We start from the raw sequence: 16,957 nt of genomic DNA, 5'->3' as shown, positions 1-16,957 counted from the left end.
TAGGCGGTGCGCGATAACGGATCGTTGTGGCCTTGCCAAAGCGGAGCGTTGCACCTAGTTTCCGCCCCGTTCGCATTGCGTTTTGGGCGCGCGAGCATGATGCAGTTGTAGCTCAGTTGGTTAGAGCGCCTGTCTGTGGAACAGGAGGTCGGTGGTTCGAGCCCACCCAACTGTACCAACAAAATCAAGTACATAGATAAAATTTAACCCGCTGCCGATAGTCGTACTTCTCGTCGGGGTGTGGGTAGGGGTGTGGGCATTCATCCGTTGGCCATCCGTCATCCGAGGCCGTTAGATGGGGTGCGCACGTGGCGATTTGTCGCATAGGAGAGCGTGTACGCGGGGGAGTCTTGCGCCCACGGCCGGCTCGATTGCCTCGAGTCGTCTCCATTCAAAGGTGGGTCCGGCTGCGGCAACTCGGCGGGTGGGTTGGTGTCAATACGGCAGGCGCGCCGGGTTCGTTCGCGCTATAATTCCCAAAACGCAACAGAACAGGGAGGAAGCCATGCCTCACACCATGGTTCCCAGTGATCGCGTGGAGCACGTCGCTGTTCATAGTTGGGATGGCGCAAAGCTCGGCATAATCGAGCGCTTGATGCTCGATAAGGTGAGCGGAACGGTTGCTTACGCGGTGATCAAAACCGGTGGGTTGCTCAGCAGCCACCATCATTATCCGATCCTGTGGAGCGCTCTCAAATATGATGCAAAGCGCCAGGTCTATGAAACCGAGTTGACGATGGGTGACCTGCGCGCTGGCCCGTCTGAGTTTGACGACGAGACCTTCGACTGGGGCGATCGCGCGCGATCCTATCCGCATCCGCACTATTGGACGGTCTAGCGGTGACGCTGCTTTAGCGCGCCATTCTGAGTGGTGGCGGCAACCATCTCGGGTCCATTCGTTGCACAATAAGCAGCGGTGCAGTGCCGTGTCAGCGAACCTGCTTCGCGAAGCGCTTTACCGCCCCACGATGGTCGAATACGAGTCGCAGCCCAGCGCGTCGGACTTCAAGATATCGCATTATCCGAGTTAAGTGGTCCCCCAGCATCGGCGTGGGCTGGGCTGGTCCAGCACGCAGTCTGTCCTGACTATGCGGGCGCGAGCTTGTCCGCTTCGCTACGAGCTTCGCAGGTCCGTGCGGCGGATATCCGAACGGAGGTGCATGGCAGATTAAAGCCCTGCTACGGGCGTGGAGCTGGCCTTGTCCGGACGACGCAGATGAGCCTGTTCGATTGGTCAATCTGCGGGGATTTAAATTCGACCACCGTTCGCCGCGACTGCGCACATGGTGTCGACGAGGCTCAACGTGGGTTGGCGCTCTGGTGAAGCGGCAGTAATTGAGAGAGGATGGACACATGGCAGACTTACTCATTAACTCGGTAATTTATCAGGCGCGACAATGCGAATAATTCTGTTCGTTTCTTTATGCCTCGCTTGTATGCTGGGTCAGGCCCGCGCCGAAACTTCGGCGGAACAGTGTTCTCGTTTTGCATCTGATCCCTTGGAAAGCGGTCATGAAGCGTCTGGCATAGACCTTAATAAAATTGATCTGTCGAAAGCTCTCCCTTCATGCATTGAGGCTGCATTTTCACCTCTTGCTACGCCGCAGGATCATTTCAGGTTGAGTCGGGCTTATTACGCGGCTCATCAAGTTGAGCTTGCCGCGTCTGAGGCTGCAAAGTCCGCTAATGCTGGTTACCCTCCTGGCATGTACGTCTATGCGATCTTGTTGAAGGATGGCGAGGGCGTCGAAAGGGATGAGGCTGCAGCCGTTCAATTCTTCGCCAGCGCTGCCAAAATGAATTTTGTTGAAGCCGAGGCAGCCCTCGGTGAAATGATTTGGAATGGACAGGGTATCGGAAAGAACAAGCAGCTTGGAGTGCAATGGCTAAATAAGGCCGCAAAAGGCGGAAGTTCATCTGCCGTTCACAGCTTAGAAGAGATCGCAAGAGTAGAGGCGGTAAATCAGGCTAACGCCAGAGTAGGAACGTGGGGACTTTGCAAACGTGATCAGTTCCAGCAAGCAATGCGCAACCAACAAAACTATGATGGACAACGCAGCTCAGTCGATGACGGTCTCACCACAGGATTTTCTGGCCCCGATGGGACTTGCCAATAGGTCGGTCTTTCACGTGCCGGCAACTTGAAGTCATTCTTTTTGTAAAAGCATAGTGCCGGTCAAATCGCTCCCGGAACGAGCTTTGGGACAAAGAAATCTTTTCTCTAAAGGGTCCGCTTTCCAAACACCGTCGAACTCCGTCGGGCTTTTGGCATGGAGTTTCCAGATGACACGGCAGCGGACAGGAGCCGACTCAAGATTAAGATTGTAGTATCCACCAACTGATAGGTCCTCTTTCTCAATAGCGCCTTGTAATCGGTTAGGGACGCTATTTTCCCTGTCATCTTGGTTTGTAACCTGCACGGAAACTGCCGAGTATAAAGTCATTTTAGAAGAAGCCATCGGGTTGGCTTCTTTCGTAATTTTCCAGGTACTCGTCGCATCGTGACCAGCCGGTGATTTTAGGGTCGCGGTCCAATTGCCGGGCACGCTATTTATTATCTGGTTCAGTCGACCCATTTCAATTCCATACTGACTTGCGTGCTCGGCGTTCTTCTTGGCCCGAACCGCTATGCGGTCGCTCATTCCATTCTCCAGTTTTGCGATATCGGAAGAATTGGCGTCACCTGCAATCCGTACAGCCAACACTCGGTCAGGCTCGAAATACAGATGCGGCGGATAGCCAAAGACTGGATTGGAAGTATCAGGCGCTTTCAAGCTGCCGAGGACGGGCAGGCCATCCGCTACGTGGCCAACGACAGCGAAGCGGTTTTGGTTGTAGCGGCGGGATATGAAAAAGTGTCCATCGTTGAGCATCGCGACGTCGCCAAGATCGAGGGTGGCGCCAGACGACTCTTCGGAAATCGTGATCGCCTTATGGTCCGGATCATAGGGTATGGCAATGCTATCAGTCTTGATATCGTTAAAGGCGAATGATCGGTCGTCATAATACTTGTTTCTAACAAGCTCTTTGAGACCCGCGATGTGTCTCGGAAACGCGTTCGGCAACAAAGCAATCTTAATTAGCCCGGCTGTCGTCAATATTAACAATGTATTTTCGGGGTCATTGGCCACAACCTTTGCTGCCGGAGTTTCCGGAGGCAGGCGCGCTTCATCAATGCAATACCTTTTGGTTCGCTCCGTCCATTCAGCGAAACTTGGCTTCTTAGGGTTGGCGAGATAATCTAACTGTTGTGCTGCAGTGAAGTCACGACGCATCTGGCTTTCGATGCAAAAGCTGTAATCCACGCATTTACCATGGTCGTAACCGGCGGCCATGCAGTCAGCTAATGTACTTTTGTAAATGCCGCTTTGCGCATTCGCAGTAGCGGTTGATATCGATATTGCGCAAATTATCCAAATGGGAAATCTTGCAAAACCCGACATTCAAAAATTCCTCAATGTCGCTGCTCGATGCAGACGGAATGAAATGAACTTTAGGGATGATATGAGTTTTGGTAAAGGCGCTAATCCCAGAGCTGAAAGCTATCGCATATTGGGCTAAGGTCCGCCGTTAGAAAAACGGACGATGCGGCCGTTGCGGTCGAAGAGAAGCGCTACGCGGTAAAGTCTGTTGAGCCTGCTTTGAGGAAAACGGATGACGATGCGTAAACTGGTGAGACTTTCCTGTATAGCAGCGATCGTAGGCGTCTGCAGCCAAGCTGGCGCAACCGAAATACAAATGCCCATCGACTTTGTTGGCGAATGGTGCAGTCCGTCCACGTTCGAGGGGAAAACCAAGTACACGATTCCGAGTTGGACGGACGAAGGCAAATGTACCGACATTCTCTCCATCGAAAAATGGGGCTTCACCTTTAGTGAGAGAGAGGGAGGGAGAACCTGCCTCCCCACAACCATTCGAACCAAGAAGGATACCGCCTCGTCCGGGACCGCGTACTCGGCGACGATCAACGCTCGCTGCCTCAAGGATGGTGTTCAGCCTTCAGAATCAGTCCCACCTCAGATATTTGAATTTCAACGCTACAAGGGCAGCCTTACGATTAGCGCTCCACTCAACCGGCCTGCTTTGGAGCAGAGGACCTCTGGCCAACAATTATCTCGGGATCAGATTTTTGAGCTTCAGTTTCGGTTGAACCAACTCGGCTTTGAAGTCGGCGAGCCAAATGGTCAGATGACATCGCGCACGCGACAAGCTTCCGCAGCTTTTGCGCAAAAGGCTGGACTGGGTGCGCAACCCAATTCCGCCATTCTTGAGCGCGCCAGAACCGCAAGCGCTGATATTCAAGGCTTTGCTCGAACGGACGGACGTGTTGACCTGTTGGTATTCACCGATGAGGGCTTCGCACAGATTACAAAGGTCGAAGACTGGGGTCTCATTCATAAATCCAACAGTAAGACCTATGTCCGAGACCACGACAGGGATGGTCGATCTCTGTATGCCGAACACTTTGATGTTTCGAGCATGGAACGCCGCAATGACGTTCCTTTGGGTAAATGGGTATCTTTTGGTTACAAGATGTATTTTCCGACGCCACCAACGGGTCAGCGTCTAGAAATTGAACAAACCATTATTCGACCGAGAGTGCGCGAAGACGGTTCGGTCGAACGCGCTACCATTGTAATAAAGAATCCGCTTCTTAAAGCCCCGCCTCCCGGGCCGTGGTATTGGTACACAGGTATCGATGATGATCCCGACCCGCGTTTGGAAGGTGATTGGACGATGACGATTGGTCAGAAGGGAAAGGTGCTGCTGTCGAGAACGTTCAATGTGCGTCAACGTTGAGCGCTAAGGGTTAGTCACGAGGTGACGATTCAAATAGCTGACTCATTGAATTAATCGCCTTTCGTTTCATCCGAGCACCCGCTCGGCCGCCCACCGCCCCACCTGCACGCCCTGTAGTCCCACGGCACAACGTAACTACCAGCCCAGACACCCCGACCCGCGCGCTTGGCTTCCTTCTGAGCGCTGGCATACTTTCCTTTTGAGTATCGAGGCCAATCAAGCGCCAACCCCGATCGTACAATCCACTCTCCAATGTCTTGTCCGCCGACAGAGCAGATCGCGACAACGCGCCGATATCGGTCAACATCCACGCCCTTGCAGCTAACCGGCCTGCCCGCGATATAGCTATCAAGGGCGTTAGCTGATTTGGCCCCGCAGCGATATTGTAGGCTATCGTCGCCACGACAAAGCTGATCGGACTCGGGCGCGTCCACGCCTGATAAGCGAATACGCTGCCCATGAATTTCGAGTGTGTCGCCGTCGATGACGGATGCCTGCCCGGTGATTGTGCTCGCGAGTGCGGGCGATGAAACCAGCATGGCAATCGCTGCGATCAAGAGACGCCTAAATCTTGAGATAGAGATCGCCAGCATGAGGTTTTCCTTATCCGATCTTCGCGCCGATGGTAGACTTTTGGCATCAAGCGATTCTGGATGGGGTCAGCATAAACTCACGTCGACGAAGCATCCAATCTGAGCCCTCGCGCCGCGCCGAAGATGCGTGCGCACTCTATACAAATGTCGTAGATCGGTCATACTTTGAGCTTGGCTTGAACGGAGGGTGCCGTGATGAACGAACACGACCGCGCCAATAGGTTGATGATCTTGACCATGACCGTTGTCTGTTTGCTTGTCGCGGGCAGCGTGGGTTTGGTTTGGAGCAGCGGCAACGCGCTTCCGTCGAAACCGATAGCAGAAGCTCCGAAGGCAAAGGCACAAGTCGCGTCTCCCCAAGTAGATGCGGTCGCCATGCTTGATAAGCGCTTGGTAGAGGTCGAATCCAAGATGAAGAATCCCCCGGCATTCGACACCTCTCAGCTCGAAGCACAACTTAAGGGTCTGGGGTCCCAGCTCGCGGCAATACAAACGCAGTTGGGCACTTTCAAGGGGGCGGATTTCGACGCTTTCAAGACAAAGATAGACAGCGCCGCAACGGCAAATTCTGAGTCCGTCAAAACGACGATAGACGCTCTTCAGACGGACGTTGGAAATCTGAACAAACGCTTTGATCAGCTTTCGCAGCAGGCTCCTTCCGTCACAGCGCCGGATGATGTCAAACATAGATCGCAGAAGTCGCAGCACTCAAAGTCAAAATAGAGAGACTACCGCGCAGATTGGTGAAGCGCGGCAGGTGAATTGCACAAGGTTAGGTCCTTTTGATTTCGTCGTTCGGATATCATTTGCGAATAGGCTCGCCTATTCAGAATGGTGGAATGTCCCGTCGTTTTGAATGTGCCATTCGGTTGCATCAAATGGAATGGTGCGGATTCCATGAGTCGAACATGGACCTGCGTCGTAAAACGCGCCGCTCTGCCGCTGAGCTAAATCCGCATAAAACGAAGCCGCCGAGCGGAATATGATCGGTCGACGACTTCGCCGGGGTAGACCCGGACTGAGGGCAATGTCCGGTGAAAGAAACCTAGCATCTCATGGGGTGCGCACAACGATCGCTTGATGTTAAGCTTTATGTCGGCGTTCTGGGTTAATTCTGGAACTGGTCGTCAAAGATCAAGCGCGGAGTGGGCAATTGCTGTGATCAAGGAGAGGTCTTGGCGTCTCTTTTACCGGCCTGCCGGTCGTCTTCCAAACCGATCTGTATCAACCGGCTCGCGAAGCTTCGGCAAGCCCTTCGGCCGATCTGGACAAATGAACTCTTCGCCGCGAAGCCAGCGGCCGTCGAAGCGGTCCCAAAACTGAATCGCGTCTAACTGTACCGCGAACTCGTAGACGCACCATGAGCCGTCGCGTTCGATGCGCTCGCCTGTCCCGTCAAATGGGATGCTGTTCATTTTGCAAACCGCATCGATAAAGCCCCAGTGGGCTCGAATGTAGTTATCTTCAAGTGCTACATGATAGGGACGCGATCTCTTCCACCGATATTCGGGATGAGAGTGATGGGTTGGCGCTCGCAAGATAACTATGAACTGACGAACGAACGCGACTTCAAGCGACTGTCGTGGCGTGATCGGAGGATTATTCAACGGGCCGGTTGGGTTGCAGCGCTAGCGATCGTGTTTGCCTGGGCGTTTCAGGTGACCGCGTTATGGCCGATGTAACTTACTACGTCGTGTTGCCGTTCGGTGCTGGCGAAGACGGTCCTGAGCCGCGCGAGGTCAGCGAATGCGCAAGCGCGAATGCGGCGATACGAAGTGCTGAGCGAATGGCGCGGACTGAGGACATATCGGAGCGGTGGCATTTAGCCGTACCGGTGATCAAGGATGCGGTGAGTTTGCAGACGCGGTTTTGCTGAAAGCGTTCGGCGAAGTGCCGAGTTGATTTGAGCGCGCTGTGACTAATCACACCAGCCGAAGTGAAGGGAGACGTAGCGAAGTCATTGCAGCGGCTGTTCGTCTCACTCGCCTCCGCTGGAATAGCTGCATTGCCGTACTCGATCTTCAAATTCGTCGGCGCGCTTGAATCACGGCCAAACCGATGCCTTCCACCGGTAAAATTGGACAACCGGAACTTCCGAGATCACCCCGCAACCGGATATGCGGCAGACGTGCCAAAAGCGACGCGAATGACCCAAAGCGGGCATGGAACCAACTTCAATCCGACGCCGGACCCATTGGAATTGGAAAAGGGCGCTCCTAGAATCAAGCAATGTCGACGACCATGATGGAGGTGAGGATGCATCGAACCCGTAGGGAAGCCATTGCTGCGCTCACGGCAGCTGGCGTTGTGCCTCTTACGCTGCAATCAGCAATCGCGCAGACCGCTTCATCGCTCACGTCCGAAGAGGCGCGGCCCATCGCCAAGGAGGCGTTCCTCTGGGGTATGCATCCGGTCGCGATCTATCATTTGCGCTACAACACAGTGCAAAAAGAGCAAAGCCCCCAGTATGTCGGCCTCAATCGCCTGTTCTGGTACCGCAAGCCAATCGTGGCTTCGGATCACTTCGCTACAACACCAAACGCCACCACGCTCTACGGCACGGCGATGCTCGATTTGTCCAAAGAGCCCGTCGTGGTGACGGTCCCCGAAATCAGGGACCACTACTGGAGCCTTCAGTTCGCGGACAACTATGCACGCTGGTGGCCGATGATAATCGGCAGTCAGTTCAATACGCCAGGTGCTCTGAAACGCTTGCTGATCGGGCCGAACTGGAGCGGCAAGATGCCGACCGGCTTTGTCGGCGCGGAAATTACACAGTCGCCGTCGGATTTTGTCGCCGTGACCGCGCGCATCGCACTGACGGATGACACAGCCGACGAACTAAGGATCGTCAATGGAATCCAGGACGGCATCACGATCATGTCGCTTGGCGCGTGGGAAGCCGCAGGCCGCAAGACGGTCCGTGCCGAAGACGTGCCGGTCGTGAAGGGCAACTATCCCACCTATCCTGGCATGGAGACTGTGAAGGAGCCTGGGAAGCTCGCCGGCGTCGATTTTCTGCGCTGGGTCAGCCTGGTGTTAAACGACAATAGTTTCACCAAACAGGAGGACGGATATCACGAGCGTACCGCCTTCGCGCGGTTCGAGCGTCTCGGTCTGAAGGCCGGCTCGCCGTTCGACCCTTCCGGGCTTTCGCCCGCCATCGTGGCAGCAATCAATGCGGGCATCGAAGAGGGGCGCAAGGAGGCGACGCAAGCATTCCTTGGCTTGGGCAAGGATATGAAAGGATGGCGGCTCAGTACCGACCTCGGTTACAAGGACACCGATTGGGTACTGCGTGCGGGATGCGGGCTGATCGCTGTTCTCGGCCCTGTTCCATCCCGCTCGCACACGGCGGCGCTCAGCGCTAACGACTCCCAGGGCCGTCCGTTATCCGGCGATCACCGCTACACCATCACCTTCGACCTCAACGACATGCTTCCGGTAACAGAGTTCTGGAAAATGCCGCTCTACAATCACGAGGGCTATTTCGTCGACAATCCGATCAACCGCTATTCGATCAACAGCTACATGCTCAAGCGTGGCAAGCTGTACACCGAGGGCGGCAAACTCGTCATCTACATACAGAACGACGAGCCGAAGGATGCTAACCAGCTGAAGAACTGGCTGCCCGCGCCGAAGGGCGGCGGGTTCCAGTTCGCGGCCCGCTTCTACGGCCCCGGCACGGCGCTAATCGACGGAAGCTACAACATGCCGGGGGTGGTGCGTGTATGAACATGATGCGCGATAGCGCGTCAGGAGGTGTCCGCTGATGGCCCTTTTCGGACATGGGGCAATGTCCGACTTCAGTCCGTTATGCGCACTAAAGCGGACGTCCGCCGTCCGCTCCCAGTTGGGCACGCCGCAGATGATAGGCAAAATGGAAAGGCGCGGTGACGCGCTTTTGTCTGATCAATGCAGCGCCGTCTCAATCACTCAGATAACTACGCTGCTCGGCTTCCAGATCGCGAAGATATCGGTCCATTTCGGCGTGCACCCGACCGGCAATCACGCGCGGATCATTGCGCGCCCATGATGTTGATGGTGGGCATGCTATAGGTCCGCGTGCGTATTCCCATCCACCACCGCAGCCATCAGCTTGCTCAGCATGTCGTTGGTCTCGATCCGCCCGGTCGAACTCGCGGCTTGTTTACCTCGGCTCACCTGACCGTGAAATCATTCCGGACTGAAAAACTATAAATGGATGTTGCGCATCTAAGCGCCGGCTCAAATTTGGTGCTCGTCATGACCGAGGATCGGAAAAGGACAGGAGTTGAGCACCCCGCGCAAATATGCGCCGGTCGGATGAGCATCGGCTGTAGCATCATAAATATCTCCGCTCATGGAGCTGCTATCGATGTTCAGAATCCGGGCGGCGTCCCCGACCGGTTTCGACTTGTGACCGAGCATGGCCGCGTCGTGCTCAACTGCCGAGTCCTCTGGATCAAGAAAAACCAAATTGGAGTTGCCTTTGAGTAGGTACGGGTCATTGTGGCGGCGGTTTGCATCTTGCTGGTGTAGCCGTTGCCAGAAATAGAGAACCCCGCCGGGAGCGGGGGGGTGGGTCAATCGAGCCTCTTACGAGGGATTCCCTAGTTCGCTGGAATTTTCGTTAATGGCCCCGAGCATCAGGGTCTTTTCCCCCAGTGCTTCCATCACGAACGAATGTGGCACTCGCTTTGCTTTGAACTGACCGTTCAGTGAAATCACAACGCAAAGTGTTTTGTTATGACCCAAGTATTGTCTCACCAGGATGCAACACGTCCATTTTTCAAGCGAAAATGGTACAGTAACTATCGGGGAATACGCCGCACGCTAATGTTTGGGCGGAAGAAGAGGCCGGGATGGGAGCGACTTCTGATCGCCGTGATCATCATCGACAGCCTGCTTGCGGTCGGAGGTTGGTTCGCCGTCGGTTACGTCATCAAGTGATGGGTGAGAAGCATTGGCCCCCAGGCCAATCTGAATAAGGACGTAGGCAGCCTGGTTCACAACCAGACCCGCGACTATGATGGCAATCCCACTCCCGGGCCCGAAACCATGCGTGCGGAGAACAGCGGCCGAGACCAGGACAATCAGCAACGAGATAGGCACAAGGACAAAGATTTTAAAGCGCAAGCCTGCGATTGTGCCGATCAATGCGCTGATAGACAATAAAATAAGAACGATATCCATGGTTGATGCCAAACGCACGCTTACATTCCTAATCGTGACGAAGAAGATTGGGCGATAGGCTACGCCAGCGACATCAAAATTTCCGGGTAGTCCCCGAACAAGTTGCCGTATGCTTAACCCAACAAGATAATCTAAAAATGCGTGAAACCTGCAATGAGAACGCGCCGCGCGGCCTTAATGACGTTGTCCTGTTGCTCCGCTGCTCGCTTCCAGATCGCAAAGGTATCGTTCCATTTCTGAGCGCACCTGACCGGCGATCGCGTGCGGATCATCGCCGCCCATGAGTTGATCACACGGTACGGATTCGCGTACTTGTTCTGCCACTTCCCCTTTGCCCTAATTCGGCGGCAGGGAGGTCGTCATGACCGAGGATCGGAAAAGGACAGGAGTTGAGCACCCCGCGCAAATATGCGCCGGTCGGATGAGCATCGGCTGTAGCATCATAAATATCTCCGCTCATGGAGCTGCTATCGATGTTCAGAATCCGGGCGGCGTCCCCGACCGGTTTCAGCTTGTGACCGAGCATGGTCGCGTCGTGCTCAATTGCCGAATCCTCTGGATCAAGCAGAGCCGAATTGGAGTTGCGTTCGAATAGGTGTGGGAGCGCTGTGGCGGTGAACGCTCTTTCGGCGCGTCTCATCATCTAGCCGGCGTAGGCGTGGTCAGAAATAGAAAACCCCGCCGGAGCGGGGTAGTAGCCGAAGTAGGCCACTCGCTGAGGCAAAGTAGGCCACCTAGCAGGTTACTATTTCTCGATCTTCGGAGCCTCGAAGATCGCCGCTATACGCTCTGCCGTATCCTGCCCTCCAATTAAAGTGGGGGCCTTCGATAGGATATATGAAGGAAACTTGGTCCGGAGATAATCGCGTCGAAACCAACCTCTAAAATCGCCGAGAGCGGCATCAGGGTATGCCCATGGCTTCTGTGGGTTGCTTGCTGATTGAGGATAATAACCAGGGTAGTCATGTTCGAATTTAATTCGCTGACCAAACTTTGCGTCATGCTCGTTGTCGGTCCATCGACGGCCCCAATGCAATCCAACACTGATGTCAGATTGTCTTGTCGTTGACGGGCAGTCCCGCTGTTATGAGATCGACCACTAAACCGGTCGTTTCCTTGAATAGGATAAAATATCCATCGGGAGCGCTGTCGTTGAGGAGACTCACCCTGTCGTTGAAGTATGTCCATCGATCAACGGGGACATAGTGCAAGGCCTCGTAGATGAATTTCTGAAGACCAAAACGAGCCAACCGCCGATAGTTTGCGAGCGCCGTTTGATTAGGCCGTTGTGACTCGAACGCAAAGAACTCGATAAACGCCATGCAGACTAGTTCCGGATAGGCGTAGTGTGGGCTGCCGTCCTTCAGAATTTCCATGTAAAGTTGAGGCTCGTTATAGCCAGCTGCAGCCAAATACTCACGAAAAACGTGAAGCCTGCCTTTAGGTTGGATGGTATCCCCAAAACTATCCTCCCACTCCTTTGTGATTTCTTGGATGGTTGATCGCGCAGCCCCGGAGATCGTTGAGAGTCCGCGTTGGGTTAAGTACGGCATCCCGTTATCAAGGATGCCCATTTCGATACCCCCAACGTCGCGCTCAACTCGAATGCCGAGATCAAATTTCAATTGCTTTGGGGTGGCCGGAGTTAGGGGCGTTTTCGCCATAACTATTTAATCCCATTAAATAAAAGGCGGCCGGTCTTGCGAATCGGCGAAAGCCTGGTTGCGGTAATTTACACCGCAACCAAAGCAATGATCCCCGACCGGGCAACTTTATCCCTGCTTCCCACCCTGAATTACCGTGAACTTACGCTGCCGATCCGGAGGTGTTTCAGTCTGCAACGCAGGTGCTACAACAAACGAAAGAGGCCGCCCACTGAGGCGATTGATGTCTCTCGCAGAGTGCGGGTGCACCACGACCACACCAGCAAAACCTAAATTAGGCCACTGCGTTTTCAACTTAGGCCACTGAGGCCGGAAACAGGCCAGTACCCAGAAATGGAAAATCCGCCATGAATGAGCGCGAAGTTCCGGGTCATATCTCCGCCTTCATAAACGCGGCTTTGAGGCCATTTGCCTGGTTCTGCATCATGGCATTGATGGCTGCATCGTGGACGCCGGGACAAGAGATGATCCGAACGGGTTTTAACCCTCGCATCGAGCATGTCTTTGCCTATCTCCTCGCGACAATTGCTGTTTCGCTCGCCTATCAGCGAGTGCGCTTCCTAAGTTTGGCATGCGCGATGATCGCCTACGCCGCCCTCCTCGAAGTCGGACAGTTGTTGGTCCCGGGGCGCCATGCAGGAGTGCTCGATTGGGTTGCCAGCTCGACAGGCGTCATTTGCGGGTGTGGTGGCGTGGTGCTCTGGCGATGGCGACGAGCCCAATAACAACCTGCGTCCGCCAGCCGGTAGCGCTCAGGAATCGCCTCGGCGGTTCAGTGCACAACGCCGCGCAGCGGAGTATGTTCGCTGCCGGGGCGTTGGCTAATACACACTGGACTCTGAAATACCCCAGCAATGATGAGGTCGCTCGAACCTGGTAAAAGGTTCAAGCGAGCTTTCGTCTACCCCTCATTGCTAGGAGATCGGACCGAGCTGGGCAGCTTCAGTTCGCGCCACAGGCCGGCGGCTTTGACCGTGTGCCCAGGGCTCAAGCTTATCTGTGAAAGTGAACCGCAGCATGCTGCTCGTGCCCATGACGCATCGCTTGGCCGCTTCGTCCGTTCGTGAAATACACGAGGCTAGCCATCAGCACCACAACCGCGCCTACCATAGCCCAGCCGCCCGGACTGCTGTTCGATCTTCCCCAATGGCCGTTATTCGGGACTAGCATGTTGCCCTCCATGCTTTATTTCGCAGTCTCCGTTTAACAGCGAGAAACCTTAACAGTCTATAACAGTCATCAAGGCGTTCTAACACATGCGCGTGATAGCATTGCGAAGAGTCGGAGCGTTCGCCACGCGTCCATCTCGAGTGCGAGCCGGCGGTGGAATCCGACATCGCCCTAGTAGCAGCCGACGCGGCGTCGTCCAGCGCGTGCGATCTCCTGTTCCGCCGCACGGAAGAAAACCGCACATGACCTGATGGCAGCCGTTCGATCATTGAGTTGGCAGCCTTCTTGCCAAGTCGTGCTAAAGGCCCGGGTTGGGCCTTCGAGTTGCATCAAGGCGGTGCAGTCAGGAGTACTCAAATGGCACAAAGCTTCGGTTTTAAGACGGACGGCATTTCCGACGATGCCAAGGTAGCCTCGTTGATTAGCGACCTCGACGGGACGGCCCGACAACTCGATTGCGACATTCTGGCGGAAGAGAAGAGAACGCTCGTTTCCGATCCCAACGACATCAAGTACCCGCCGCTGGCGCGTTCACTGCGGACGAGACGCGACAATCTCAGGGCAACGATTGCCACACTCGAACTGAAAGCGGGTGTCCCCGCGATCCGATCGGCGGCTTGATTCTCGGCGGTGTGCTAGACGAGGGCAAAGACCTCCTGCACCCCGCCGATTTCGACGGGGTGCGCAGATTCGCTTATGACCGGGGCCAGATGTACGTCCCGACGAAGCCAGGCGGCAAGCACACCGCCGCTGATTCGACGGTCCCTCGCCGGTGGGCTTGTTACATGTCGCCCAATTTTTGCCTGATGAGCCTCGCATGAACCGGTTCGGGCAGGTTTTTTGCAATCCCCCTTGCCCCTTGCGAAACCCGCCGACGATACTTTTCAGTCGGCGGGTTTTCGTTCCTGAATGCTTCGGTCTCCCAAAATACACAACGCCGCACGGCGGAATATGTTCGCCGACGGCGCTGTCTTTACGCACTGGGCCCTGAAATCCCCCAGCGATAATGAGACGATCGAACCCGTCAAAAGGTTCAGGTTAGGCTCGCGAAAAACTGGAGCCACTGGAAACCTCTGGTTACAGAACCGGGCAGCTTGTTGAGATGAGATGTGATGCTATGATCGTCGCAGAATCTCTGAGTGCGAGGGGTCCTACCCATGTACGCTCACATTCTCATTTCCACTGACGGCTCCGAACTGGCGCAGAAAGGTGTCGACCATGGCTTGTCGCTGGCCGACGAAAACGCCAGCAAGGTTACAATCATCACTGTGACGGAGCCATTTCCAGTTCCTTCTATCAGCGCATGGGGTATGGAGGGTATGGAGCCGGATCGGCTTAAAGATGCCAACACACGGCATGCACAAGCTATCCTTTCCGCAGCGAAAGCGGCGGCAGAAGAAATGGGACTGACGGTCGAAACACTTCATATCTCGAATACCTCACCGGCCGCAGCTATTGTTGATGCTGCGAAAACGCAGGGGTGTGACCTGATCGTCATGGCCTCCCATGGGTACCGTGGAATCAAGAGGGTCCTTTTGGGCAGCCAGACTACCGAGGTTGTTGCTACTGCGCATATTCCGGTTCTTGTGGTCCACTAGATCGGGGGGCAGCATTGGCTTGTCCGGGCAGCGCCGTGCAACCCCGTCCCGCCATGGCATATGGGTGTAGATCGCCAGTGCGTTCGCTCGCTCCGTGCGCGGCCCGCGCAGCATGGTAGTCCGAATGATATTTCATATGGAGGACGAACACTATGAGCAGCGTCAAAACAGGCTAGATTATCGGAGGTGCAATCCTCGTGCTACTGGTCAGCCTTTCCAGCTTTTACACTGGGAGCGGCACGCATTCGTCGAATACCGCAACGCAGACGCAGCCGCAGAGATGAGCTTGAAAGCCACCAGTGCCCATTACGGGCGCTAACGTCATACGAACTGCGCAAGGTAACGCCGGCCTTGCTGCCTATCTGACCAGCGGTGTCGGCATTGCCGACGCCACCGCCTACCCACCACCCCGCCGATTTCGACGGGGTGCGCAGGTCCCCGCTACGACCTCGGCCAGTGAGCCTTGCCAGCAGCGAAGGCGGCGGGGATCACCATCGCGGAGAACGGGAACTCATAGTGACCGGCTGAATGCTTGCGGTACAAACTGTCATAGCTGACAACGCTGTCAGCGACCCTGTTTTCGCGCAACGCCTTATTGACGTTATTCGTCTCGTCGGCGACCTCGTTAAGGCGCGCAAGAATGTCCCCCATCTGCGATGCCAGCTTGTCAAACTCAGTCAAGAGCTTCTTACTCTCGACGGTGTTCGCATTCCGGCAATCTACTGCACGCTTACGCAGAGCCTCATCCTTTGCTGCGGCCTGAGCCGCTTCTTCGGCTTCGATAATGGCCGGAAGCTGGTCGTTCAACAGCGCGATGCGGGAGTCGAGTCGCTTGATAGCGCGCTTCGTTGCCGCAATGTCAGTTTCCATTTTTACATGTTCGGCGTCAGTCATCGTGGCGATCGACGCAAGCTTGGGGCCGATCTCCGCCTGGAGGCGCTTGATCTCAGACTCGCTGTAATCGATTTCCGCCTTAATGGTTTCCGACGTGATGGCGGTCTTGGCGGGAAAGAGTCGTTGAAGAATACCCATGGTGTGTTTTCTTTCTTTCAGGTGGCGATAGCGGCGAGTGCGCGACGCCAAAGTTGATTTGCGGAATGCTCGTTCGCGGTAGCGGCTACCGTGCCACTTTGGAGCGGGGGCACGTATTCAGCCCTTGAAGCTCAGGTACGCCGCGCACGCGCGGCTCCACTCGCTTTCGGCTCCAGCCACTACATGTGCCGCAAAGACGGGATCGCTAGCCATTCCGGCGTGGTACAGGTGCTTCGCGTCGTCAAGAGATTGCTTCGCTGTCGCGAGCCGCGCTGAAGCGCTTTCTACATCACGGAGAAGGGCTTTCTTCCGGGAAGACATGACCGGGATTTCCTTTGGAACATGCCGTGCGGCTGGCGCTGGCGCGGTGATGGGTTTCGGCTGAGACGGCCGCGTAACGATCGCGCCAGATGCGGTTGCGCGGCGTTCGGCTTCGGCGGCAAGCTGCTCAAATCTGGCCGCGCGTCGTTCAGCATCGGCTACTTCTTCGGCTCGGCGTTCGGCGGCGCTGCAATTGGCTACTCGGCGGTTAGCTTCGGTTACGCGGCGCTCGGCATCGGTTACGCGGCGCTTGTACTCGGCTTCGGTGAGGGTCATTTCGCGCCCTCCACCGTGCGGGCGCTGCGCCATTCATCGAGATCGACGGTCTCAAAAAGTTTGATGCCACGAAGAGCAACGTGGCGCGGACCAAGATTGGCGCGAACATATGAACGCAACGTGGCCGGCGAGATGCCAAGATAAGCAGCGGCCTTTCGCTGACTCATTGAATCTTTGGACATAGGAAGTTCGATCCTTGGGAGAGAAAGCCGCCGGTGGGCGAAGAACAAGGAGAAACCCACCGAGGGCTTTGTATTTTTGCTTTGTCAGAGCAACGGGACGCTCACCACAATGAACGATCCGCCCAAATCAAACAGCCTATTCGAGA

Annotated in this window: 18 protein-coding genes, 2 tRNA genes and 2 pseudogenes; 13 read left to right on the top strand and 9 right to left on the bottom strand. The window is 55.4% G+C overall.

Translation table 11 applies throughout. From position 1 onward, the window contains the following. Nucleotides 1-101: 101 nt before the first annotated feature. The 3 genes from ACZ5IL_RS17270 to ACZ5IL_RS17260 all read left to right on the top strand — a co-directional run bounded on the left by ACZ5IL_RS17270 (nt 102) and on the right by ACZ5IL_RS17260 (nt 2,117). A tRNA-His gene (locus ACZ5IL_RS17270) sits at nt 102-178 on the top strand. Between the two features lie 327 nt (nt 179-505). Then, complete coding sequence (locus tag ACZ5IL_RS17265) at nt 506-838, top strand: PRC-barrel domain-containing protein (RefSeq protein ID WP_464593386.1); 333 nt, start codon at nt 506-508, stop codon at nt 836-838. A gap of 559 nt (nt 839-1,397) precedes the next feature. Then, nucleotides 1,398-2,117: a tetratricopeptide repeat protein gene (locus ACZ5IL_RS17260; protein ID WP_464593384.1), complete on the top strand. Its 720-nt coding sequence runs from the start codon at nt 1,398-1,400 to the stop codon at nt 2,115-2,117. A 30-nt stretch (nt 2,118-2,147) separates the two neighbouring features. Here the strand turns inward: ACZ5IL_RS17260 and ACZ5IL_RS17255 are convergent, their stop codons facing one another. Then, nucleotides 2,148-3,335 (bottom strand): hypothetical protein, encoded by a 1,188-nt coding sequence (locus ACZ5IL_RS17255; protein ID WP_464593382.1) that lies wholly within the window; start codon nt 3,333-3,335, stop codon nt 2,148-2,150. Between the two features lie 319 nt (nt 3,336-3,654). On the opposite strand from ACZ5IL_RS17255, the gene ACZ5IL_RS17250 reads away from it, so the two are divergent. Further along, complete coding sequence (locus ACZ5IL_RS17250; RefSeq protein ID WP_464593380.1) at nt 3,655-4,800, top strand: peptidoglycan-binding domain-containing protein; 1,146 nt, start codon at nt 3,655-3,657, stop codon at nt 4,798-4,800. A gap of 50 nt (nt 4,801-4,850) precedes the next feature. Here ACZ5IL_RS17250 and ACZ5IL_RS17245 read toward each other — a convergent pair whose 3' ends face one another. Continuing rightward, on the bottom strand, nt 4,851-5,393 hold the full coding sequence (locus ACZ5IL_RS17245; RefSeq protein WP_464593378.1) for a thermonuclease family protein: 543 nt from the start codon (nt 5,391-5,393) through the stop codon (nt 4,851-4,853). A gap of 195 nt (nt 5,394-5,588) precedes the next feature. On the opposite strand from ACZ5IL_RS17245, the gene ACZ5IL_RS17240 reads away from it, so the two are divergent. Then, a complete protein-coding gene (locus tag ACZ5IL_RS17240) occupies nt 5,589-6,116 on the top strand; it encodes a hypothetical protein (RefSeq protein ID WP_464593376.1) in 528 nt (175 codons plus the stop codon). Between the two features lie 161 nt (nt 6,117-6,277). Here the strand turns inward: ACZ5IL_RS17240 and ACZ5IL_RS17235 are convergent. Further along, a tRNA-Lys gene (locus ACZ5IL_RS17235) sits at nt 6,278-6,350 on the bottom strand. A 230-nt stretch (nt 6,351-6,580) separates the two neighbouring features. Further along, nucleotides 6,581-6,808: a hypothetical protein gene (locus ACZ5IL_RS17230; protein ID WP_464593374.1), complete on the bottom strand. Its 228-nt coding sequence runs from the start codon at nt 6,806-6,808 to the stop codon at nt 6,581-6,583. 105 nt (nt 6,809-6,913) lie between these two features. Between ACZ5IL_RS17230 and ACZ5IL_RS17225 the strand changes: the two genes are divergently transcribed. The 4 genes and pseudogenes from ACZ5IL_RS17225 (at nt 6,914) to ACZ5IL_RS17210 (ending at nt 9,872) form a co-directional block, all read left to right on the top strand. Further along, nucleotides 6,914-7,075 carry a hypothetical protein gene (locus ACZ5IL_RS17225; RefSeq protein WP_464593372.1) on the top strand — a complete coding sequence of 54 codons (162 nt, stop codon included), beginning with the start codon at nt 6,914-6,916 and terminating at the stop codon, nt 7,073-7,075. Then, nucleotides 7,063-7,295, top strand: a pseudogene (locus ACZ5IL_RS17220) (hypothetical protein). Before ACZ5IL_RS17225 ends, ACZ5IL_RS17220 begins: the two are co-directional and overlap by 13 nt. 327 nt (nt 7,296-7,622) lie before the next feature. Further along, nucleotides 7,623-9,128 (top strand): DUF1254 domain-containing protein, encoded by a 1,506-nt coding sequence (locus ACZ5IL_RS17215; RefSeq protein WP_464593370.1) that lies wholly within the window; start codon nt 7,623-7,625, stop codon nt 9,126-9,128. A gap of 465 nt (nt 9,129-9,593) precedes the next feature. Beyond that, nucleotides 9,594-9,872: a PilZ domain-containing protein gene (locus tag ACZ5IL_RS17210; protein WP_464593368.1), complete on the top strand. Its 279-nt coding sequence runs from the start codon at nt 9,594-9,596 to the stop codon at nt 9,870-9,872. Between the two features lie 336 nt (nt 9,873-10,208). On the opposite strand, the gene ACZ5IL_RS17205 is transcribed toward ACZ5IL_RS17210, so the two are convergent. After that, nucleotides 10,209-10,586 (bottom strand): hypothetical protein, encoded by a 378-nt coding sequence (locus tag ACZ5IL_RS17205; RefSeq protein WP_464593366.1) that lies wholly within the window; start codon nt 10,584-10,586, stop codon nt 10,209-10,211. Between the two features lie 343 nt (nt 10,587-10,929). Between ACZ5IL_RS17205 and ACZ5IL_RS17200 the strand changes: the two genes are divergently transcribed. After that, nucleotides 10,930-11,163 carry a PilZ domain-containing protein gene (locus tag ACZ5IL_RS17200; protein WP_464593364.1) on the top strand — a complete coding sequence of 78 codons (234 nt, stop codon included), beginning with the start codon at nt 10,930-10,932 and terminating at the stop codon, nt 11,161-11,163. Nucleotides 11,164-11,313: 150 nt separating this feature from the next. On the opposite strand, the pseudogene ACZ5IL_RS17195 reads toward ACZ5IL_RS17200, so the two are convergent. Beyond that, nucleotides 11,314-11,890, bottom strand: a pseudogene (locus ACZ5IL_RS17195) (hypothetical protein). A 689-nt stretch (nt 11,891-12,579) separates the two neighbouring features. Here ACZ5IL_RS17195 and ACZ5IL_RS17190 point away from each other — a divergent pair. From ACZ5IL_RS17190 to ACZ5IL_RS17180, 3 genes are all read left to right on the top strand, one after another. After that, nucleotides 12,580-12,957, top strand: coding sequence for a VanZ family protein (locus ACZ5IL_RS17190; protein WP_464593362.1), 378 nt, complete (start codon nt 12,580-12,582; stop codon nt 12,955-12,957). Between the two features lie 802 nt (nt 12,958-13,759). Then, nucleotides 13,760-14,023, top strand: a complete 264-nt coding sequence (locus ACZ5IL_RS17185; protein ID WP_464593360.1) for a hypothetical protein — start codon at nt 13,760-13,762, stop codon at nt 14,021-14,023. A 536-nt stretch (nt 14,024-14,559) separates the two neighbouring features. Beyond that, nucleotides 14,560-15,000, top strand: a complete 441-nt coding sequence (locus tag ACZ5IL_RS17180; protein WP_464593358.1) for a universal stress protein — start codon at nt 14,560-14,562, stop codon at nt 14,998-15,000. Between the two features lie 441 nt (nt 15,001-15,441). Here the strand turns inward: ACZ5IL_RS17180 and ACZ5IL_RS17175 are convergent, their stop codons facing one another. The 3 genes from ACZ5IL_RS17175 to ACZ5IL_RS17165 all read right to left on the bottom strand — a co-directional run bounded on the left by ACZ5IL_RS17175 (nt 15,442) and on the right by ACZ5IL_RS17165 (nt 16,811). After that, nucleotides 15,442-16,032: a hypothetical protein gene (locus ACZ5IL_RS17175; protein ID WP_464593356.1), complete on the bottom strand. Its 591-nt coding sequence runs from the start codon at nt 16,030-16,032 to the stop codon at nt 15,442-15,444. A gap of 117 nt (nt 16,033-16,149) precedes the next feature. Beyond that, a complete protein-coding gene (locus ACZ5IL_RS17170) occupies nt 16,150-16,629 on the bottom strand; it encodes a hypothetical protein (RefSeq protein ID WP_464593354.1) in 480 nt (159 codons plus the stop codon). Then, nucleotides 16,626-16,811 (bottom strand): helix-turn-helix domain-containing protein, encoded by a 186-nt coding sequence (locus ACZ5IL_RS17165; RefSeq protein WP_464593352.1) that lies wholly within the window; start codon nt 16,809-16,811, stop codon nt 16,626-16,628. The genes ACZ5IL_RS17170 and ACZ5IL_RS17165 overlap by 4 nt, the downstream gene beginning before the upstream one ends. Nucleotides 16,812-16,957: the final 146 nt, after the last annotated feature.

It is taken from the genome of Nitrobacter sp. CN101, assembly GCF_055390255.1.
The sequence above is the reverse complement of the archived record's forward strand: the minus strand, read 5'-3'. Positions and strand labels throughout refer to the sequence as shown.